The sequence below is a fragment of the Vibrio sp. H11 genome, assembly GCF_004804295.1.
GTDB classification, from domain to species: domain Bacteria; phylum Pseudomonadota; class Gammaproteobacteria; order Enterobacterales; family Vibrionaceae; genus Vibrio; species Vibrio ostreae.
In genome coordinates this window covers 182,590-202,959 of sequence record NZ_SSHN01000007.1, presented here as the reverse complement: position 1 = coordinate 202,959, position 20,370 = coordinate 182,590, and the positions used below count along the sequence as shown (strand labels likewise).

The 20,370-nt window shown below is 51.0% G+C and carries 17 protein-coding genes; 11 read left to right on the top strand and 6 right to left on the bottom strand.

Going from position 1 to position 20,370, the window contains the following annotated elements; translation table 11 throughout:
• Positions 1-108: 108 nt before the first annotated feature.
• The 6 genes from E6C74_RS12980 to E6C74_RS12955 all read right to left on the bottom strand — a co-directional run bounded on the left by E6C74_RS12980 (position 109) and on the right by E6C74_RS12955 (position 8,189).
• Positions 109-1,905, bottom strand: a complete 1,797-nt coding sequence (locus E6C74_RS12980; RefSeq protein WP_136485849.1) for an ATP-binding cassette domain-containing protein — start codon at positions 1,903-1,905, stop codon at positions 109-111.
• Complete coding sequence (locus E6C74_RS12975) at positions 1,902-3,641, bottom strand: ABC transporter transmembrane domain-containing protein (protein ID WP_136485847.1); 1,740 nt, start codon at positions 3,639-3,641, stop codon at positions 1,902-1,904. The genes E6C74_RS12980 and E6C74_RS12975 overlap by 4 nt, the downstream gene beginning before the upstream one ends.
• Positions 3,642-3,984: 343 nt before the next feature.
• Entirely contained in the window at positions 3,985-5,391 is a 1,407-nt protein-coding gene (locus E6C74_RS12970) for a nucleobase:cation symporter-2 family protein (RefSeq protein ID WP_136485845.1), read from the bottom strand.
• Positions 5,392-5,831: 440 nt separating this feature from the next.
• The gene (gene puuE, locus E6C74_RS12965) at positions 5,832-6,761 is read right to left on the bottom strand and encodes an allantoinase PuuE (RefSeq protein ID WP_136485843.1); all 930 of its coding nucleotides are present in this window, start codon (positions 6,759-6,761) and stop codon (positions 5,832-5,834) included.
• Between the two features lie 21 nt (positions 6,762-6,782).
• Positions 6,783-7,514: an aspartate/glutamate racemase family protein gene (locus E6C74_RS12960; RefSeq protein WP_136485841.1), complete on the bottom strand. Its 732-nt coding sequence runs from the start codon at positions 7,512-7,514 to the stop codon at positions 6,783-6,785.
• Between the two features lie 3 nt (positions 7,515-7,517).
• Entirely contained in the window at positions 7,518-8,189 is a 672-nt protein-coding gene (locus E6C74_RS12955) for a GntR family transcriptional regulator (RefSeq protein ID WP_136485839.1), read from the bottom strand.
• Between the two features lie 279 nt (positions 8,190-8,468).
• On the opposite strand from E6C74_RS12955, the gene E6C74_RS12950 reads away from it, so the two are divergent.
• The 11 genes from E6C74_RS12950 (at position 8,469) to E6C74_RS12900 (ending at position 20,256) form a co-directional block, all read left to right on the top strand.
• Positions 8,469-9,908 carry an NCS1 family nucleobase:cation symporter-1 gene (locus E6C74_RS12950; RefSeq protein ID WP_136485837.1) on the top strand — a complete coding sequence of 480 codons (1,440 nt, stop codon included), beginning with the start codon at positions 8,469-8,471 and terminating at the stop codon, positions 9,906-9,908.
• A 272-nt stretch (positions 9,909-10,180) separates the two neighbouring features.
• Positions 10,181-10,972, top strand: a complete 792-nt coding sequence (locus E6C74_RS12945) for a transporter substrate-binding domain-containing protein (protein WP_136485834.1) — start codon at positions 10,181-10,183, stop codon at positions 10,970-10,972.
• A gap of 33 nt (positions 10,973-11,005) precedes the next feature.
• Entirely contained in the window at positions 11,006-11,674 is a 669-nt protein-coding gene (locus tag E6C74_RS12940) for an amino acid ABC transporter permease (RefSeq protein WP_136485832.1), read from the top strand.
• Positions 11,675-11,686: 12 nt separating this feature from the next.
• Positions 11,687-12,337, top strand: a complete 651-nt coding sequence (locus E6C74_RS12935; RefSeq protein WP_136485830.1) for an amino acid ABC transporter permease — start codon at positions 11,687-11,689, stop codon at positions 12,335-12,337.
• Positions 12,324-13,052 (top strand): amino acid ABC transporter ATP-binding protein, encoded by a 729-nt coding sequence (locus E6C74_RS12930; protein WP_136485828.1) that lies wholly within the window; start codon positions 12,324-12,326, stop codon positions 13,050-13,052. The genes E6C74_RS12935 and E6C74_RS12930 overlap by 14 nt, the downstream gene beginning before the upstream one ends.
• Before the next feature lie 29 nt (positions 13,053-13,081).
• Complete coding sequence (locus E6C74_RS12925) at positions 13,082-13,897, top strand: MurR/RpiR family transcriptional regulator (RefSeq protein WP_136485826.1); 816 nt, start codon at positions 13,082-13,084, stop codon at positions 13,895-13,897.
• A gap of 52 nt (positions 13,898-13,949) precedes the next feature.
• Positions 13,950-14,948 (top strand): bile acid:sodium symporter family protein, encoded by a 999-nt coding sequence (locus E6C74_RS12920; RefSeq protein ID WP_136485824.1) that lies wholly within the window; start codon positions 13,950-13,952, stop codon positions 14,946-14,948.
• A gap of 67 nt (positions 14,949-15,015) precedes the next feature.
• The gene (locus E6C74_RS12915; RefSeq protein WP_136485822.1) at positions 15,016-16,200 is read left to right on the top strand and encodes an amidase; all 1,185 of its coding nucleotides are present in this window, start codon (positions 15,016-15,018) and stop codon (positions 16,198-16,200) included.
• A complete protein-coding gene (locus E6C74_RS12910) occupies positions 16,197-17,762 on the top strand; it encodes a gamma-glutamyltransferase family protein (RefSeq protein ID WP_136485820.1) in 1,566 nt (521 codons plus the stop codon). Before E6C74_RS12915 ends, E6C74_RS12910 begins: the two co-directional genes overlap by 4 nt.
• Before the next feature lies 1 nt (position 17,763).
• Positions 17,764-18,996, top strand: a complete 1,233-nt coding sequence (locus tag E6C74_RS12905; protein ID WP_136485818.1) for an alanine--glyoxylate aminotransferase family protein — start codon at positions 17,764-17,766, stop codon at positions 18,994-18,996.
• Between the two features lie 45 nt (positions 18,997-19,041).
• The gene (locus tag E6C74_RS12900; RefSeq protein ID WP_240798186.1) at positions 19,042-20,256 is read left to right on the top strand and encodes an allantoate amidohydrolase; all 1,215 of its coding nucleotides are present in this window, start codon (positions 19,042-19,044) and stop codon (positions 20,254-20,256) included.
• The last annotated feature ends 114 nt before the right edge of the window (positions 20,257-20,370 follow it).

Below are 20,370 nucleotides of genomic sequence, written 5' to 3'. Positions count from 1 at the left end.
TGCGGCTGACCGAGCCTCTGAGGGTTGCGAGTGACCGGCTTTTACAGTGTAAAGCCGGGACATTTGTTCGTTGCCGCTGTTCGGTTTTGCCGGTCATCCATACATCATTCAGCCAGGGCAAGTCGCTTGTTCGGCCTGTGCCACACGCTGTTCCTGTTGCTGTAACTGGTACATCGCACGGTAACGGCCGTGTTCAATATGCATCAGTTGCTGATGATTACCTTGCTCTATCAGGTGACCTTTATCCAGCACCATGATGCTGTCGGCGTGATGAATGGTAGACAGACGGTGCGCGACCACAATCATGCTGACCTGTCCGCGCAGTTCATTGAGCGCTCTTTGTACTACTTGCTCGGTTTCACTGTCGATGTTGGCTGTCGCTTCATCCAGCAGCAGGATTTTCGGCGAGCCGGCCAGAGCGCGGGCGATGATCAGCTGCTGACGCTGACCGGTGGAGAGTCTTAATCCGCCCTCACCGAGCTGAGTTTGGTAACCATCCTGCATTTCAATGATTACATCATGTAAGTGAGCTTGTTGTGCCGCGCGCTCGACGGCCTGCTGAGACAGACCGCGACCCATATCAATGTTATCGAACACAGTCGTCGCCAGCACGAACGGTTCTTGCGGAATGAAGCCGATACCCTGGCGCAACGCGTGCTGGTGATACTCTTCCAGCTCGTGGCCGTCAATCCGAATCGAACCTGATTGTGGCTGATAAAAGCTGAGCAGCAAATTGAGCAATGTCGATTTACCGCTGCCGGTATGGCCGACAATGGCATAAAACTCGCCCGATTTAATCGTGAAGTTTACATCATGCAGCACAGGTTTATCCTGCTGATAACTGAACACCAGTTGGTCTACACTCAGGTCACCTTTTGGTATTGCATCAAGATGGGCCTGTTGATGAGCGTGTGGCGGTTGCTGCAGCAATTCATAGACCCGATCACCTGCGACAATGGCTTGCTGATAGAGGCTGAAACGTTGGGTAATTTCCACCAGTGGTTCGGTAAAACGGCCAAGATAGTTGAGATAGGCGTACAGGACGCCGACTTCAGCCACACCTTCTACGACTTTGAGCCCAAAGAACCACACCACGCCGCCGAGGATCAGAATGCTCAGCAGGTTGATCGCCGGACGCAACAGCAGTGAGCCGACGGTGACCGTTTTCAGACGAGTGGTGTAATACGCATTATTGATGGCATGAAACTGCTGATATTTCGCCCCTTGCTGGTTGGTGGACTGAATCACCGCCATACCGCTGATGGACTCGTTCATATTGGCGTTGATGTCCGAGCGCAGCTGACGGCTGTCGGTCACCGCTTTCACACTAAACTTCTGATACAAGTAAATTAGGGTCACAACGGCCGGTATCAGCGTCAGGGCGACCAGCATCAGGTCAACGTCCAGAATCGCCATCGCGGTCAGGATGCCGAGCAGCATGATTAAGTTACCGAGAATGCTCGACAGAAACTGCACATAGATATCTTTGAGCGATTCGGTGTCATTGGTGATCCGGCTGACCAGTTGGCCGGTGCGGGCATAGTCAAAAAACGCTACCGGCAGCGTCAGCACATGTTTGAACAGACGTTTGCGAATATCGAGTACCGCATTGAGGGCAATATCGAGAAAACGCAGCGTCTGTTTGTATTTCAGATAGGTGCTGGCCAGAACCGAGAAAATAAACAGGGCAATGACGCCAGCCACAGGTCCGGTAGGATAGTGGTTAGGCATAACAAATTCATCGATGAAGACTTTACTCAGCATCGGGCCGAGTACGTCGAAAGCCGTAGCGAGTACCACCAGAAGTAAAGTTTTGATAAACAGTGTTTTTTCTGCAAAAACATAACTCATCAGCATACGCAGAGAGCCGGAACTGGTGACGGATTTTTTACTGTCTGTGCTCATTTCAGATCATTCTCCAGCGCTTGTTCCATCTGTTGATAGGCCGCCATCCGAGCGTACCAGCCATCCTGTTCAAGCAGGCTGTGATGATTGCCGTGTTCGACAATTTCGCCATGCGCCATAACGACAATTTGGTCAGCTTGCTCGATAGCAGAAAGGCGATGGCTGACGATGATTAACGTCTGCTCACGGCGCTGCTGCAGGTGCTCAATAATGACCTTTTCAGTCTTGATATCGACGGCTGACAGTGCATCATCCAGTACCAGAATCGGCGCGTTGCTGATCAGCGCGCGTGCGATGGACAAACGCTGACGCTGACCACCGGAAAGGGTGACACCGCGTTCGCCGACCAGAGTCTGGTAGCCGTCGGGAAATTGCAGAATATCATCGTGAATGGCGGCCAGGCGCGCGGCCTGATACACGTCTTCATCGCTGGCGTCAGAGCGGCCAATACGAATATTCTCCATGATGCTCATACTGAACAGGAAAGCATCCTGAGGGACGTAAGCATAGAGGCTGCGCAATTGGGTGAGGGGAATTGAATGAATCGCTGTGTGTCCGACTGCCAGTCTTCCCTCACCTGCTTCCCAGTAGCGCATCAGCAACTGTAACAGGGTCGATTTGCCTGACCCGGTCGAACCGGCAATGCCCAGTACCTGATTCTCCTTCACTTGCAGACAGATATTGTGCAGTGCAGGCTGAGTCGTATCCGGATATTGAAAGGTCATCTGATCGACGTGAATATCATACCCTGCGGCATCCTGCTTGCCCTGATCGCTGATGGAATCAGGCAGATTAAGTAACGCTTCCAGTCGGCCGACGGCGGCGTTACCACGTTGTAGAATATTCATCAGCCATCCAAAGGCGTACATCGGCCAAATCAGCTCGGACAGATAAAGGGTAAAGCTGGTCAACTGACCCACGCTGAGACGTTCCTGACTGATTTGCCAGCCGCCGACCAACAGCGCAATTAACAGTGCAGAGCCGAGGCTGAGCTGAATAATCGGATCAAACAGGGCTTCAGAGCGCTGCACTTTATAGGTCGTTTGTGCGGCCTGCTCGGCAATACTGGCGAATTTATCGTTCTCGATAGATTCGCGTCCCATGGATTTGATCATCCGGATGCCGGAAACCGACTGCTGTGCCTGATCGTTCAGGGTTGAGAATGAATCGAGAGTCTGCTTGAACTGATGGTGGATCCGATTCGACAAGCGGTAAAAACCGTAACCCATAAAGGGAAACGGAATAATGGCCAGGATAGCCAGTTGCCAGTCAATGAAGACAAACATCATGATTAGCACCAGGATGAAAGTCATCAGACCGTCGAACCCTGAAAGTATCCCTTCACCGGCGGCCATTTCAACCGCATCAATATCATTGGTAGCTCTTGCCATCAGATCGCCGGTGGAATGCAGGTTGTAAAAAGCTTGTCCCTGGCGCAGTAAACGCTGGTAAAAACGCTCGCGCAAAATATTACCAAGCTGATAAGACGTACCAAACAGCATACGACGCCAGCCATAGCGCAGCAGGTAGACCAGGATACTGACGCCGAGCAAAGCGAACAGGTAGAATTCTGTTTGTGAAAAATCTCTGGTTGCCAATAGTTTGTCTATTGCGTTGCCGATAAACCATGGAATGGCCATATTGAGAACGGCCACGATAAAGAGCATCAGCAAGGCAATAGAGTAAGTAAACTTATGCTGGCGGAAAAACCAGCTTAACTGTCTGAATAACTTCATGAAATACTGACCGGATAAGACATAGAAACGGATTAAATATGGCGGTCACTGAGTGATAACCAGCCGCAAAAGCGCAACAGGGCTGAGCGGTACTCAGACAGGGCTCAATGGGAGTGTGGCCGACCTGGCGGTTTATCCTGAACCCTGCTGATGATAATGCATCAAAGCGAATAATAGCAAAAAAGGCACACCCTGGTTGTGACGGAATCTGAAGAAGGAAAATGTTCGGTTACAAGCGAAGTGAGCGCTGATATAAAATCAGCGCAGATAGGAAACAAAGGATGCCCGAGGTCATCCTTTGTTTGTTGCGGCAGGGGAAGCATAAGCGCGAGTCTTGCTGTGTTTATGCAATGCTTTGTTTTTCCCGATGAGGCGTGCTGACTGTCGCCGCTGGATGTTGATTGGCGGTTGTCTGATCTTTGCCCTCCGGCAGCACCAGTGTCATGATGATGGCTGCAATACCACTGGTCGTGACGGGTGAACCAAACACGCTTTGCAGTAGTTTTGGCATCTCTTGCATCACTTCCGGAACCAGCATAACGCCGAGGCCAATACCAAAAGAGACGGCCAGAATCATCAGGTTACGACGATCCAGATGCTCGTTGGCAATGATTTTGATACCAGCTGCGGCCACAGTACCAAACATCACCAGAGTCGCACCGCCAATCACAGGTTTAGGAATGGTGGTCAGGATCCCGCCGATGATAGGAAACAATCCCAGCACGCACAGAATCAGCGCCACAAAGTAGCCGACATGTCGGCTGGCAATGCCCGTCAGGTGAATCACACTGTTGTTCTGGCTGAAAGTGGTATTAGGAAAAGTGTTGAACACGGCGGCAATCATAGAGTTCACTCCATCACCAAGGATCCCGGATTTAATCCGGTTCAGATACTTAGGCCCGGAAAGAGGCAGCTTGGTAATGATGCAGTTTGCCGTGATGTCTCCGGTTGATTCAATCGCGGTAATAGCGTAAATCACCGCGATTGGCAAAAAGGCGTACCAGTCAAAGTCAAACCCATATTTGAACGGCACCGGAATGCTCACCAGTGGTTGGTTAAACGCATTCTCTATATGCACCATACCCATACCGGCCGCGACGATGTAGCCCACTACCATACCAATCAGAATTGATGACAGACGTACCATCAGGTTGCGGGAGCGGTTCAGGGCAATAATGGTCACGAGGACGACAGCGCCCAACGCCAGGTTGTGCCACTGAGCAAAGTCGGGAGCTTTAACGCCACCGGCTAAGTCCGTCATACCGACTTTAATCAATGAGATACCAATCGTTGTGACGACAATACCGGTGACGATTGGGGTGATGATTTTGCCTAGTTTGCCAATAAACTGCGAGAGAATAATTTCGATGAAGGCACCAACAAAACAGACCCCAAAAATCATGGCAAGAATATCTTCAGGACCGCCGCCATTAGACTTGGCGATGAATCCGGCAGCCAGTACTGAGCTGAGAAACGCAAAGCTGGTTCCCTGCACACACACCATACCGGCACCGATAGGCCCGATGCGACGTGCCTGAATAAAGGTACCGATACCGGATACAATTAATGCCATGCTGATCAGATAAGGCACATGGTCTCCTAATCCGAGCACACCGCCAATGATCAGCGTTGGCGTGATGATGCCAACGAAACTGGCGAGCACGTGTTGCAGTCCCGCATAGAACGCAGCCCCCGGTGCTGGCTTGTCGTCCAAGCCATAAACGAGGTCATGGTTGTGTGGTTGAGACATACTGACTTCCTTGTATACATTATTGTTAACATTCTGATACAGACAATAGAGCAAACAGTGTGCCACTAATTTCCTGACTAAATAGTCAAGTTATTTCATTGGGTTATGAAACTACGCCTGAAAAATTAAAGCGTACGCTGTCCCCTGATGGTGCAAAAAGGTTAACTTTGGTGCATAGGCAAACCAGGACATATCGGCGTGCGAAAACGGATGTTGGCTTGAGAGACGGTGTTTTTTGTTAGGAAAGGCGCTTTTTTCTGAGGTGTTGTGTCTGACAATGCAGCGAGGCTACTTTGCTTGTTGCGCGGCGAACCATAAAAAAGCCGCCGGGCTAGAAGGAACCCCGACGGCTTGTAACTAGTCAGTTCAATCAGTGGCAAATATGCTGTTAATCAGTCACTGTTTTGCGTCGTTGCTGCTGGCTTAATTGTGCCAGCCGCCTATTTTGGTGGATGATGTTCAATCCAGTGGCGGGCAATCTGCTCGCGAGTTGTGATCCAGACGCCTTCGTGCGATTGCACGTAATCAAGGAACTTTTTCAGTGCCATAAAGCGGCTTGGTTTACCTATGATGCGACAGTGCAGGCCGATATTCATCATTTTCGGCTTGTCCTGACCTTCTTCATACAGGCAGTCAAAGTTCTCTTTCAGGTACTGGAAGAATTCTTCACCGTGGCTGAAGCCGTAAGGTGAGGCAAAACGCATGTCATTGGTATCCAGTGTGTATGGGATCACCAGATGAGGGCGCTGTTGCCCCGGATTTTTCACATCGTTAACCGGCATCCAGAAAGGCAGGTCGTCACCGTAGTAATCGGAGTCGTACAGCAGACCGTCTTGCTCGGCAACCAGCTCACGGGTATTGGGAGAATCGCGGCCGGTATACCAGCCAATCGGGCGTTTACCGGTTAAGTTCTCGATAATATCCAGTGCTTCTACCATATGGGCACGCTCTTGCTCTGGTGACATATCCTGATAATGGATCCATTTCAGGCCGTGACAGGCAATTTCATGACCTTGTTCGATGATCGCTTTGGTGACTTCAGGGTTACGCTGTAACGCGGTCGCAACGCCAAATACGGTGAGCGGTAGGTCACGTTTGTTAAATTCGTTCAGAATACGCCAGACACCCACTCGTGAACCATACTCATACAGGGATTCCATACTCATATGACGGGTCGGATACGGTGCAGCGCCGGCAATTTCCGACAAAAAGGTTTCAGCGTGCTCATCGCCGTGCAGAACACAGTTTTCACCGCCTTCTTCATAGTTCATCACAAATTGCAGGGCGATTTTCGCGCCGCCCGGCCATTTTGCATCCGGAACGTTGTTACGTCCGTAGCCAATGTAATCGCGTGGATTTGAGACTTCCATATCGGGTTCCTTAAAACAGAATTAACGGCTCCAGTGTTGATAACGGCCGTGGAATGCTTTACCAAACGGGGTCGCGTACTGGCCGCTTTTGGATGTAGTCAGGTTCAGGGCGTGCAGAGATTCAGCCAGTTTAACCGCCGCCACAACGCCATCAATGACCGGCACCTGCAGCTCGGAAGAAATTTCATTGGCCAGATCCGACATACCGGCACAACCGAGCACAATCGCTTCAGCGCCATCTTGTTCGATAGCGGCGCGGCATTCATCAACCAGTTGTTTGTATACGTCGGCTTGAATGTGTTCCAGATCAAGTACTGCAATATCGGTTGCACGTACGCCGGTGCACAGATGGTGGTAGCCGTAACGGTGTAACAGGTGATGAGCGGCAGGCAGGGTGCGGGACATAGTTGTTACCACGCCAAATTTATGCGAAACCAGGCTGGCCAGCTGGAATGCTGCACCCGCAATACCAATCACAGGCGCTTTTGCCAGTTCGCGCGCCGCATCGATGGCCGGATCACCAAAACAAGCCACGATATGCGCATTAACACCTTCCGCTTCACCTTGGGCAATCACATCCAGCATGGCGGCTGCTGCGATGGTTTCATCCACCGCACACTCAATACTTTCCGGGCCATGAGCAGGCGATCGGGCAATAATCTCTGTATCAGGTAAGCAGATAGTTTGGGCTGACACGGCAATTTTGTCAGTCATACCCTGGCAGGTATTTGGGTTTATTAACTGAATTTTCATCCATTAATCCATTTGGGCAAAAAGTGAATTGAAATCGATTTGCGCTTCTTGTTTTCCTGTCAGTGAAATCGACTGCTTAATATGTTGCAGGTGATGGCGCATCCATTGCTGGGCTTGCGCGACTTTGCGTTGATCGAGCAGATCAATCAGTTCGATGTGATCACCACAGTCACAGCTCACACTCTCCCGGGTACCGTAGGCAGCGATAACTAAAGAGGAGCGATAGCAGAGTTGTTCTATAAATTCTGCCAGCACCCGATTGTTACCGATTCGGGCCAGTTCATAGTGGAATTGGGCGGTCAACTGAATGGAACGGGTCAGGTTATTGTCGCGTTCAGCCTGCTTTTCCTGAGCAACGATGTCACGAAAATGCTTAGACACTTTAAGGTTCCAGTTTTCGCTGACGTCTTGCATTAATAATGGTTCAAGGAGAATACGGCTATCGAGTACTTCCTCTGCTTCCTGGCGGCTGGGACGATTCACTTGCGCGCCTTTATTGGGCTGAATCACCACGAAACGTTCCAGTGCGAGGCGCTGAAGTACTTTACGAATGCCGGTGCGGCTGACGCCAAACACTTCTGAAAGTTTATCTTCAGGTAACCTTTCACCAGGCGGAAGTTGATGTTCAACGATGGCTTTAAGCATCTTTTGATAAATTTTTTCGTCGTTAGACATGAGCATTCTCTAAATAGTTGTATACAACTTACGGCTGCAATATGTATACCATGTTAATCGAATGAAGCAAGTTATAAACCGCGGGGCTTGGTGATTTTATTCACCAAAATCACCGCAAACTGTGCACTATCTTGTTGCGCCATGAACTATGATGGTGCGCCACCTAGTAAGTTCTCACCGGCTTAATGAGGCTGAAGTCAATAAAAACGGGGTTTTAACAAATTGGCACGCTACTTGTATTTGTGATTGTATACAATATAAGTGCAAGGAAGTTATACTATGAAAAAGGAATTGCCAATTAGCGACAAATTAGCCAATGCTGATTTGCTCCCTGAGAAAGAACAGAAGTGGGGTTGGTACAGCATTTTCGCGTTCTGGATGTCAGACGTACACAGCGTCGGAGGTTACGTCTTTGCGGCCAGTCTGTTTGCGTTAGGCCTGAACGGTATCCAGGTTTTCATCAGTTTGTTAGTGGGGATTTCCATTGTGCTGGTGTTTGCCAACCTGATGGGTAAACCGGGTCAGCAAGCTGGTGCACCATTCCCGGTTATCGCGCGTATGTCTTTTGGTGTCTTTGGTGCCAATATTCCAGCTGTGATCCGCGGTCTGATTGCGGTGGTTTGGTACGGTATTCAAACTTACCTGGCTTCCAGCTCATTTATTATTTTGCTGCTGTACTTTTTTCCGGGCATGGAAAGTCTGGCGGATGCAAGCTTCCTGGGCCTGTCTTACCTGGGTTGGGTTGGCTTTGTCTCGATGTGGATCCTGCAGGGTATCGTGTTCATGTTCGGCATGGATATGATTCGTAAGGTCATTGACTGGTCTGGTCCGGCCATTTACGTGGCGATGTTCGCGCTGTGTGTTTACATGGTTGATCTGGCGGGCTGGGATAACATCAGCTTTAATCTGAGCTCACAAAACCTGCAGGGCTGGGAAGTCGTAACGCAAATGGTGATCGCGATTGCTCTGGTTGCGGGTTACTTTGCTGGTCCGACGCTGAACTTTAGTGACTTCTCACGTTACTGTGGCAGTTACCAAAAACTGAAACTGGGTAACCTGCTGGGTCTGCCGCTGAATTTCCTGTTGTTCTCTGTGTTCAGCGTGGTGATTGTATCAGCTTCAATTCCGGTATTTGGTGAAATGATTACTGACCCGGTTGAAACGGTAAAACGTCTTGATTCCGGCATGATTACCGTGCTTGGTGCGATGACGTTTATCTTCGCGACCGTTGGTATCAACATTGTTGCGAACTTTGTGGCGCCTGCGTTTGACTTCTCTAACGTATCACCACAAAAAATCAGCTTCAAAATGGGTGGTTTTATCGCGGCGTTCGGTTCAGTGCTGCTGACACCTTGGAACCTGTTCAACAACCCGGAAGTCATTCATTACACGGTGGATGTACTGGCAGCGATGATTGGTCCTCTGTACGGCATTATCATCGTCGATTACTACATCATTAAGAAAGGTCATATCGATGTACCGTCACTGTACACCGAGTCAAAAGAGGGTCTGTACTGGTACCGTAATGGTTTCAACATGAACAGTATTTATGCCCTGGTTTTTGCCAGCCTGATTGCGATTGTGGCAACGTTCGTCGTGGCTGAACTCGCCAACTATGCACTTTTCATTGGTGGTCTGGTATCGGCGTTTGCTTACCGTTACATGATGGACAACTCATCATCGGTTGCAGCGTTGCGCCTGCGTGATGAAAAGGCATAGGCAAATCGTGGTTAGACGGGTCATCAGGATGGTGACCCGAATTTACCCGGTGTTTTTTAACCGTAGGCAGTAAAGGCTGAAACGATTGCACCACAAGTGATCGGTTGTGCACCAAAAGTTCCACTAGTTTCAGTATGAAGTCAGTTGTAAAAATCGCATTGATATCTAACTTCTTGTTATTAATGCGATTATATTTTTAATTAAAGTTGGCGCGATCGTTGCAAAGTGTAAGTCAGATGTTTCAAGCGTTTCATTTTAAAAGGAGATTAACGATGAAATTATTTGGCCTTATGGCGAGTGTACTCGCATCTGCCAGCTTACTGGTTGGCGCAACGGCAGCGAAGGCTGACCAACTGGATTCGGTTCATCAGAAAGGTGTACTTAAAGTGGCGGTTCCTCAGGATTTCCCTCCGTTTGGTTCAATTGGTATCGACCTGAAACCGCAAGGTTACGACATTGATATGGCGGGTTATCTGGCGGACAAACTGGACGTGAAACTGGAGTTGGTGCCGGTAACCAGTGCTAACCGTATTCCTTACTTACAAACCGGTAAGGTGGATCTGGTGATTTCCAGCATGGGTAAAAACCCGGAACGTGCCAAAGTGATCGATTTCAGTGAAGCGTATGCACCTTTCTATCTGGGTGTATTCGGCTCTGAAGATGAAGCGGTCGGTGATGCGAAGGATCTGAGCGGTAAAACGATTGGTGTGACACGCGGCTCGGTTGAGGATCTTGAGCTGAGCAAGATTGCACCGGCTGATACTGTGATTAAACGTTTTGAAGACAACAACGCAACCTTGTCGTCGTTCTTGTCGGGTCAGGTTAGCCTGATCGCAACCGGCAACCTGGTGGTGACTGAAATTGCAACCCGCTATCCGGCCAAAGCACCGAAGACCAAGTTCTTGCTGAAAAACTCGCCATGTTTTGTCGGCGTGATGAAAGGTGAAGAGTCTCTGCTGAAAGAAGTCAATCGTCTGATTTCACAAGCAAAAGAAGAGGGTGTCCTGGAAGGTTTCTCGCAAAAATGGCTCAAAGCACCATTTCCTGCGGACCTGGGCGCATAAGCGGTTTCGAACCAAGAACTTTAAGGACGAAGCATGAGTTATCAGTTGGATTTTAGCGGTTTGACTCCTTACCTGCCACAGTTTGTGGCAGGGCTTGGAACGACCGTTGAACTGACGGTCATCTCAACCCTTGGCGGGTTACTGCTTGGCACTGTTTGCGCCGGTGCCAAAACCAGCCAGGTGAAATGGCTTAAGTTTGTCTGCACGTGTTATATCGAGGTGATTCGCAACACCCCGTTTATTGTGCAACTGTTTTTTATCTTTTTCGGCCTGCCTGCGCTGGGCATCAAGCTCAGTGCCTGGCAAGCCGGTTTGATTGCCATGGTCATCAACCTGGGGGCGTATTCAGCGGAGATCATTCGTGCCGGTATTGAAGCCACACCGAAAGGACAGTGGGAAGCCGGCAAAACACTGGGTCTGACCCGAATGCAGATCTTTACCCGTATCGTGCTTCCACCGGCGTATCAGCGCGTTTACCCGGCGATTGTCAGCCAGTGCATTATTGTGATGCTCGGCTCCGCGGTGGTCTCGCAAATTTCGGTCGAAGATTTAACCTTTGCCGCTAACTTTGTGCAATCACGCAGTTTCCTGAGTTTTGAATCGTACATGCTGACCGCGGCGATTTATCTGGTACTGGCGATTGTGATGCGACAGATGTTTGCGTTAGTCAAACGCAAAACGTTCAAGAACCCATCGTTGTAGGAGAGCCGGAATATGATGCAATTTACCGATTGGGATATTTTTCGCAGCCTGCTGATGGCCGCGCGCTGGACGGTTGCTTTATCCCTGATTGCTTTTGTCGGTGGCGGACTGCTGGGTCTTATCATTACTTTATTACGCAGTACCCGCAGTCCGGTGATGACAGCTATCGTCAAACTGTATGTGGAACTGTTTCAGGGCACACCGCTGCTGATGCAGTTATTTCTGGCCTTCTTTGGTTTATCGCTGGTTGGCATTGAAGTCAGCCCGTGGACGGCGGCGATTTTGTCTCTGACACTATTTAGTAGTGCATTTTTCCATGATATCTGGCGCGGTTGTATTGAGTCGTTGCCAAAAGGGCAGTGGGAAGCGTGTCGCACGCTGGGGATGACCTATCTTCAGACCATGCGTCATGTTATTGCCCCGCAAGCGGCCCGTATGGCCATTGCACCAACAGTGGGCTTTTCCGTGCAGATTGTTAAAGGCACGGCACTGGCGTCCATCATTGGGTTTGTCGAGCTGACTAAAGCCGGCACCATGTTAAACAACGCGACCTTCCAGCCGTTCAAGGTGTTTGCGCTGGTTGCTGTACTGTACTTTGCTATTTGCTTTCCGCTTTCTGTGTTAGCCCGATACCTGGAGACTCGCAATCATGTCACTCGTTAGTGTTGAACAAGTTCATAAATATTATGGTGAAAACCACGTCCTGAAAGGCGTCGACCTGAAAATCAAACGTGGTGAAGTTGTCTCGATCATCGGTCGCAGTGGTTCAGGGAAAAGTACCTTACTGCGTTGTATGAATGGCCTGGAAGATTATCAGGAAGGTGCCATCATCGTTGACAGTCAGGCGGTGGAAAACGATGAATACAAACTGCGTCTGCTGAGCCGCAGCGTTGGTATGGTGTTTCAGAGCTTTAACCTGTTCCCGCACATGACCGTAGGCGAGAATGTGATGCTGGCACCCAAACTGGTGCTGAAAAAAGACAGCAAAGAGTGTGAAGCCCAGGCGCGTGAACTACTGGCTAAAGTCGGGCTGGCAGATAAGTTTGAGGCGTATCCGAGCAATCTGTCCGGTGGTCAGCAGCAGCGCGTCGCGATTGCCCGCTCACTGGCGATGAATCCGAAAGTCCTGCTGTGTGATGAAATCACCTCGGCGCTGGATCCGGAACTGGTGGGTGAAGTGCTTAAAGTGCTGGAGCAGTTAAAAGCGGAAGGCATGACTCTGATTCTGGTTACCCATGAGATGAACTTTGCCCGCGATGTGGGCGACCGCGTGGTGTTTATGAACCAGGGTAAAGTGTGGGAAACCGGTCCCAGCGAAGAAGTGTTTGCTGCGCCACAGACGCCAGAGCTGCAAAGCTTTTTGTCGGCAGTTCGCTAACAACGGCTAATCGAAACTAGGGAGTGCGAATGACCAATCACAACTCACTGAGCGAACGTATTACGCAGCAGTATTCGCGTTTAACGGAGAGCAGCCGCAGGGTGGCAGACTATCTGCAGCTCAATCCGGAGAAGATCCTCATGCTGTCGACCGCTGAAATTGCCGAGTCCTGTTCGGTGTCTAAAACCAGCGTGAGTCGTTTTATCAGACAGTTAGGTTATGACGATCATCTCGCGCTCCGTCAGGAGCTGATGCAGGAACGCGATAAAGGTATCCCGGTTCTGACCTCTAACATCGATGATCCGGGCATTCAGAATGATATGCGTGCCCTGGAGCAGCTCTGGGCCCAGTTGGCTGCGATTGATGTGACTGGTTTGATTGATGCGATAGCGCGGGCAAAACGCGTTAAGATCATCGGTTATCGCAACAGTTATCCGTTAGCGATGCATTTTCGCCAGCAACTGATGCAGTGCCGCAGTGACGTCGAACTGCTGCCTCTGCCGGGACAAACGCTGGGCGAAGATCTGGTTTCGATAGGTGACGACGATTTTGTGATTGTGATTGGTATTCGCCGCCGTATCAGCCAGTTTGAAAAGATAATTCAGCATTTGAATGGCAAACCCTGTTTATTGATCACCGATCAATCGGGTCAGAAATACGCGTCTGAAGTAACGCATTTTCTGCTGTGTTATATGAATAATCAGGCACCTTTAGATAGCTATGCGGTGCCTATGAGCTTAATATCATACCTGGTCAACAAGGTGTACCGACACCTTGGTCAGAATGCGGCTCAATTAAGCCGGAATATTTCTCACAGCTATTCGCTGCTTAGTGAAGTGGAATAGTTGCGAGTTGGTCTTCGATATTAATAAAGCAACCAAGAGCAAAACTTACGATATGAATGTATTAGCAAAACTTAAAAAAGAGTGGTTTTTGGTCGGCATGGTCGCCGCCATCGTGCTGGCTTCCATGACGTCTGAAATCGGTCGTTCCGGTGGTGTGATTCATCTGGATCAAATCACGGGTATTGGTGTCGCCATTGTCTTCTTCCTGCACGGTCTGGGCCTGTCACCAAAAGCGATTAAAGCGGGTGTGACCAACTGGCGCCTGCATATTTATATTCAAATGGCCACGTTTGTGATTTACCCGCTGCTGTGGGTGATTTTTGGCGAAGCGTTCCTGGCTTACATGCCATCGGCTCTGGCGTTTGGTTTCTGTTACCTGCTGGTGCTGCCAAGTACGATTTCTTCTTCGGTTGCGATGACCAGTGTGGGCAAAGGTAACGTACCGGGGGCGATTTTTAACGCTTCTCTGTCAAGCGTGCTGGGTGTATTTATTACGCCGCTGTTGATCCAACTGTTTATGGGCTTTGAAGGAGTACAACTGGATCTGATGGATTCGGTCACTTCGATTGCTAAGCTGCTACTGGTTCCGATGATAGTCGGTCAGTTGCTGCGTCCTTACCTGGTTTCTTTCGTGGACCGTCATAAGTCAGTGGTTAACAAAGTAGACAAATACGTCATCCTGCTGATCGTTTACAACGCGTTCTGTGATTCAGTGGTTAACGGTGTGTGGAGCGAATTCTCCGTTGGTCTGCTGGCGACGTCTATCGCGATTTGTGTGGTCACTCTGGTCATCATGGTGCACCTGATTCAGTGGGGAGCTCGCCGGGTTAAATTTGCACTGCCGGATGAAGTGGCGGCGGTGTTCTGTGGCACCAAGAAAACACTGGCGGCGGGTATCCCGATGGCAAAAGTTATTTTCGGTGCCGATCCGACCCTGGGTATGATTCTGTTGCCAATCATGCTGTATCACCCGATTCAGATCTTCTACTGTGCCGTGCTGGCTAACCGTTATGCGCGCCAGAATGAAACCTTAAAAGCGGCAACCAACTGATAAAAGCCGCCACACTCTGAAAGCGTGGCGCTGAACGAACTAAAACGAATGCGACAAAGGAAATGCTATGAGTAGGGATGCTCGAGTTTACTGCCAACAAGGCCCGCAATTTTTGCCTGCCACTGCGCAGGGTGTACTGTCGGGTACACATTTTGTGTTCAAAGATCTGTTCGATGTAGCCGGTTTCGTGACCGGAGCGGGCAACCCGACCTGGCTGACCACCCATGAGAAAGCCACTGATACTTCACCTCTGATTAGTGCGTTGCTCGAAGCGGGTGCCGAGTGCAGCGGACGCGTGCAAACTGACGAACTGGCTTATAGCCTCAACGGCCAGAACGTCCATTACGGTACACCGGTTAACCCGGCGGCAGCGGATTGCATTCCGGGTGGATCTTCGAGCGGCAGTGCCGTGGCGGTAGCCAACGGTGACTGTGAGTTTTCTATCGGCACGGATACCGGTGGTTCGGTTCGCGTACCGGCCAGTTACTGTGGTCTGTACGGTCTGCGTCCGACCCTGGGCAGCCTGGATCTGTCGCATGCGTTTGAACTGGCAAAAAGTTTTGATACAGCGGGTATTTTTACCCGTGATCTCGGGCTGATGCGTCAGGTTTGGTCGATACTTTCCGGTCGCGACAAGTCGGGTGTAGAGTGCAAAACCCTTTATCTGGATGGTCAGTGTAAGGCGATCATGTCTGAGCCGCGTCTGGTACGTTTGCAACAGTGGTGTGAGCAAAATGATTTCACGCTGTTGGAAGGCGATTTCCTTGCCGATCTGGGCTGGAGTCTGACCGAACTGAGCCTTTTGTTCCGCACGATTCAGGGCTTCGACATTATCCGTGAACACGATGTATGGCTGAGTGAACACGTTAACAGTATCGATCCTGCGATTGGCGAGCGCGTGGCGTGGGCCCGCACCATTACTCGTGAGCAATATCATCACGCCAGAGAAGAACAAACCGGACTGATGCAAAAATTAGTCTGCCATCTGCAGCAAAATCAGTGTCTGTGGGCGATTCCGACCACACCATCCGGTCCGCCGTCTCTGACCATGCCGGCCGATGAACTGGCGGTCTACCGTAGTCAGTTAATGGGGCTGACCAGTATTGCCGGTTTATCCGGTCTGCCTCAGCTTCATCTGCCGATGAACGAATTATTAGAGGGCCCGTGCGGCGTTTCCCTGATGGGACAGCCTGATCAGGAAGAAGATCTGCTGGCAACGGGTGATAAACTGAGCCAAGGAGAACGTGAATGAAGCATCAAACGGCGTTTACTGCCCCTCACTATAAGGCCGCCCAGGTAGGCCAGCAAATTCTCGATGCAGGCGGTACCGCCAGTGAAGCCATGGTGGCTGCGGCAGCGATGATTTCTGTGCAGTACCCGCATATGAATGGGATTGGCGGCGACAGCTTCTGGCTGATTGCCAAGAAAGGCCAGACTCCGGTTGCCATCGACGGCTGCGGCGCTGCGGCGCTCAATATCGACGTGGACGCATTCCGTGCCAAAGGCAGTGAGCTGCCGGAAGCGGGGGCTGATGCCTCAATTACCATGGCCGGTACGGTTGCAGCCTGGCAAAAAGCGCTGGAAATGGATGCCACCAATCTGCCGCTGATCCAACTGTTACAACCTGCGATTGACGCTGCGCGCTCGGGCATTGAAGTGACACAAAGTCTGGTCAATGCCAGTGAAAAAACTTACCAGCGGCTGGCTTCTTTACCAGCGTTTGCTGAGCGTTTCCTTAAACAGGGCAAAACACTGCAGGTGGGCGATACGCTGATTAACGAAGCGCTGGCCAACACCCTGACCCGTCTTGCCGAGTCTGGCCTGGATGATTTCTACCGTGGTGAGATTGCCGAATTGGCAGCGAAAGAGCTGCAACAGGCCGGCAGCCCGCTGGGCCTGAAAGATTTTCATGCCCATCAGGCTCGCGTGTTGGCACCACTCAGCGTACAAACATCTAAAGGGCGTTTGTATAACTTTGGTGCGCCGACTCAGGGCGTGGCATCACTGCTGATCCTGGCGATTTATGATCGTCTGGCAGCGCAGGCGGAAAGTGAAATTGACCACATCCACCTGCTGGTTGAAGCCACCAAACAGGCCTTCATCATCCGTGACCGTGAAGTGTGCGACGAAGAGAATCTTACTCAGCCGCTGCAGGAGTGGCTGACTGAATCTGTGATTGATGAATGTGTTAGCAATGTGTCGTTGCAAAAAGCGCTGCCCTGGCCACACCAGGCGAAACCGGGTGACACCATCTGGATGGGCGCCTCGGATCAGTACGGCACCATGGTGAGCTTTATCCAGAGTGTGTACTGGGAGTTTGGTTCCGGTTTGCTCCTGCCTGAGACCGGTATTTTGTGGAATTGTCGCGGTAAGAGTTTCTCGCTCGATGCCAGCCATCACAACGTACTGGCTGCGGGCAAAAAACCGTTCCATACCCTTAACCCGGCCTATGCCGAGCTTAATGATGGCAGCCGCATGAGTTACGGCACCATGGGCGGAGAAGGGCAGCCACAGACTCAGGCTTGTCTGTTCAGCCGTTACCATTATCAGGGTGACACGCTGGCTGATGCGGTGGCGAAACCGCGCTGGCTGCTGGGACGTACCTGGGGAAACAGTACCAACAACTTACGACTTGAACGTTCGCTGTATGACGCATACGGCGAGCAACTGATGCAACGCGGTCACGATGTGACTTACGTTGCCGATGTGAACGAATTAATGGGACATGCTGGCGCTATCGTATTGAATAGCGAAGGAAAAGCGTGCGCAACCAGCGATCCTCGTAGTGATGGACGCAGTATACTTGGAGAATGAGATGAAAGCCCAAAACGAACTATTTGAAACCCTGAACCCGCCACAACGTCTGTTGATGGGCCCGGGTCCGATCAATGCTTATCCACGTGTTCATCAGGCTATCTCTCAGTCACTGATTGGTCAGTACGATCCGGTGATGACTGGTTACATGAACCAGGTACAGTCACTGTACCGTGGTGTATTCCAGACTGACAATAAGCAAACCATGCTGGTGGATGGCACGGCGCGTTCCGGTATTGAAGCGGTACTGGTTTCTGTTCTGCAACCTGGTGACAAAGTCCTGATCCCTGTGATTGGCCGTTTTGGCCACCTGTTGTGTGAAATCGCGCAGCGTGTCGGTGCTGTGGTAAAAACCATCGATATCGAATGGGGTGAAGTGTGCCCGGCGGATAAAGTGGAAGCCGCGATCAAATCCTTCCAGCCTAAAATGCTGGCAACCGTACAGGGCGATACCTCAACCACAATGAATCAGCCTCTGGCTGAGATGGGCGACATCTGTCAGCGTTATGGGGTGTTGTTTTATTGTGACGCTACAGCGTCAATCGCAGGTAACGATCTGAAAGTTGATGAGTGGCATCTGGATGCGGTTTCTGCCGGTCTGCAGAAATGTCTGGGCGGCCCTTCAGGTTCGGCACCCATCACGCTGAGCGATCGCTGTGCAGAAGTGATCAACCGTCGCAAACACGTAGAGGCCGGTATCCGCGCCGATCACCACACGCAGGGTGAAGATGCGATGATCCAGTCGAATTACTTTGATCTGGCGATGATCATGGATTACTGGGGACCGGAACGGCTTAACCACCACACCGAAGCGACCAGCATGCTGTATGCAGCACGTGAATGCGCGCGCATCTTCCTGGAAGAAGGGGTTGATAATGTTGTCGCTCGTCATAAGCAAGCCGGTGATGCACTGGCGGTTGGTCTGCGTGCGATGGGTCTGGAACTGTTTGGTAACCAGGCTTACAAGATGAATAACGTCGTTGGTGTCTATATCCCGGCCAGCGTCAACGGCGATGCCGTCCGTATGGAACTACTGAACCGTTTTGGTATCGAGATCGGTACCTCGTTTGGTCCGCTGCACGGTAAGATCTGGCGTATCGGTACCATGGGTTACAACGCGCGTCAGGAATGTGTGTTGTCTACTCTGGCTGCTCTGGAAGCGGTTCTTATCAAGCACAAAGCAGCAATCGTGCCTGGACAGGCAGTGGTGGCAGCAATGGAATACTTTGGTTAAGCAAACGGTTAAGGAGCGCCAATGGCTACGATGAATGGAATCACAATGGAAGATCGTGCAAAGCGCTTGATGGAACAAGCCGACGTGCTTGGCTCGTTTACCGAAACGCCCGGGCAAGTGACCCGGGCTTACCTCACGCCTGAGCACCGTCTGGCCCATGATCAACTGGCTGTGTGGATGCAGCAAGCCGGTCTCGAAACCTGGCAAGACAGTGTCGGTAACCAGTGGGGACGTAAGGTGTCGTTGAACCCGACTCAGCCAACCCTGATTCTGGGTTCGCACAGTGATACGGTGCGTAATGCCGGTAAGTATGATGGCAATCTGGGTGTCATCATGGCAATTGAAGCCCTGGCGGCTTTGTCTGAGCAGGAGTTTCCGTTTCATATTGATGTGGTCGCTTTTGCTGACGAAGAAGGCACCCGTTTTAATACCACGCTGATTGGTTCAAGTGGTGTAGCGGGCTGTTTTAATCCGGCCTGGCTGGATGTGAAAGATGCTGACGGCATCAGTATGGCGGAGGCGATGCGTACATTTGGTCTGGATCCGGAACAAGCGGGTCGCGATGCGCGCCGCGCTGAAGAGACGCTGGCTTACCTGGAAGCGCATATTGAGCAGGGCCCGGTGCTGGAAGCCGAAGATCTCGCGGTCGGTGTTGTTACCGGTATTGCCGGGGCAAAACGTTTTGAGTGTGGTGTCAAAGGGATGGCCGGTCATGCCGGTACGGTTCCGGTCAATCTGCGCAATGATGCCCTGTGCGGGACCGCTGAGATGATCACTTACATCGAGAAATTTGCCGCCGATAAAGGCATTGTAGCGACGGTCGGTAAGTGTGAAGTACTGCCAGGCGCAGTCAATGTGATTCCGGGTGAAACCCGCTTTACCATTGATATTCGCAGCTTATCGCAGGACACGCTGGAAGCGTGTACCACCCAGCTTCTGGCTCTGCTGAATAAGATCGCCGATAAACGCGGCCTGAAATTCAGTTCGCAGAACATCTATCAAGCGGCAGCCGTGCCGTGTCATGAATCACTGCAGCAAAAGTGGGCCTCAGTGGTGGAAACGGTCACTCAGACGAAACCGCGTTTTTTGCCCAGTGGCGCCGGTCATGATGCACTGGCAATGGCCACCATGACCGATGTCGGCATGCTGTTTATCCGCTGCGAGAAGGGCATCAGCCACAACCCGCGCGAGCAGGTGACCCCGTCAGATGTCGCAGTGGGCTTACACTGTTTTATCGAGATGCTGAAAAGCTTTGTCTGATAGCGTTTCGGTTTGTCCTGACTCAATTTTGTAATTCAAGCCCGGCCCGTTGAGCCGGGCTTTTTACTGTCCCCTTAAATTAGGCCTTAAGGTGCGGTGATTTGAGGCTCCTGA

What these genes read in the sequence shown, in the direction of transcription:
- puuE (WP_136485843.1), bottom strand. Translation starts at nt 6,761, where the DNA reads ATGGAAGTCTCAAATCCACGCGATTACATTGGCTACGGACGTAACAAC.
- E6C74_RS12930 (WP_136485828.1), top strand. Translation starts at nt 12,324, where the DNA reads ATGTCACTCGTTAGTGTTGAACAAGTTCATAAATATTATGGTGAAAAC.
- E6C74_RS12935 (WP_136485830.1), top strand. Translation starts at nt 11,687, where the DNA reads ATGATGCAATTTACCGATTGGGATATTTTTCGCAGCCTGCTGATGGCC.
- E6C74_RS12910 (WP_136485820.1), top strand. Translation starts at nt 16,197, where the DNA reads ATGAAGCATCAAACGGCGTTTACTGCCCCTCACTATAAGGCCGCCCAG.
- E6C74_RS12980 (WP_136485849.1), bottom strand. Translation starts at nt 1,905, where the DNA reads ATGAGCACAGACAGTAAAAAATCCGTCACCAGTTCCGGCTCTCTGCGT.
- E6C74_RS12900 (WP_240798186.1), top strand. Translation starts at nt 19,042, where the DNA reads ATGGAAGATCGTGCAAAGCGCTTGATGGAACAAGCCGACGTGCTTGGC.
- E6C74_RS12905 (WP_136485818.1), top strand. Translation starts at nt 17,764, where the DNA reads ATGAAAGCCCAAAACGAACTATTTGAAACCCTGAACCCGCCACAACGT.
- E6C74_RS12920 (WP_136485824.1), top strand. Translation starts at nt 13,950, where the DNA reads ATGAATGTATTAGCAAAACTTAAAAAAGAGTGGTTTTTGGTCGGCATG.
- E6C74_RS12960 (WP_136485841.1), bottom strand. Translation starts at nt 7,514, where the DNA reads ATGAAAATTCAGTTAATAAACCCAAATACCTGCCAGGGTATGACTGAC.
- E6C74_RS12940 (WP_136485832.1), top strand. Translation starts at nt 11,006, where the DNA reads ATGAGTTATCAGTTGGATTTTAGCGGTTTGACTCCTTACCTGCCACAG.
- E6C74_RS12970 (WP_136485845.1), bottom strand. Translation starts at nt 5,391, where the DNA reads ATGTCTCAACCACACAACCATGACCTCGTTTATGGCTTGGACGACAAG.
- E6C74_RS12945 (WP_136485834.1), top strand. Translation starts at nt 10,181, where the DNA reads ATGAAATTATTTGGCCTTATGGCGAGTGTACTCGCATCTGCCAGCTTA.
- E6C74_RS12915 (WP_136485822.1), top strand. Translation starts at nt 15,016, where the DNA reads ATGAGTAGGGATGCTCGAGTTTACTGCCAACAAGGCCCGCAATTTTTG.
- E6C74_RS12950 (WP_136485837.1), top strand. Translation starts at nt 8,469, where the DNA reads ATGAAAAAGGAATTGCCAATTAGCGACAAATTAGCCAATGCTGATTTG.
- E6C74_RS12955 (WP_136485839.1), bottom strand. Translation starts at nt 8,189, where the DNA reads ATGTCTAACGACGAAAAAATTTATCAAAAGATGCTTAAAGCCATCGTT.
- E6C74_RS12975 (WP_136485847.1), bottom strand. Translation starts at nt 3,641, where the DNA reads ATGAAGTTATTCAGACAGTTAAGCTGGTTTTTCCGCCAGCATAAGTTT.
- E6C74_RS12925 (WP_136485826.1), top strand. Translation starts at nt 13,082, where the DNA reads ATGACCAATCACAACTCACTGAGCGAACGTATTACGCAGCAGTATTCG.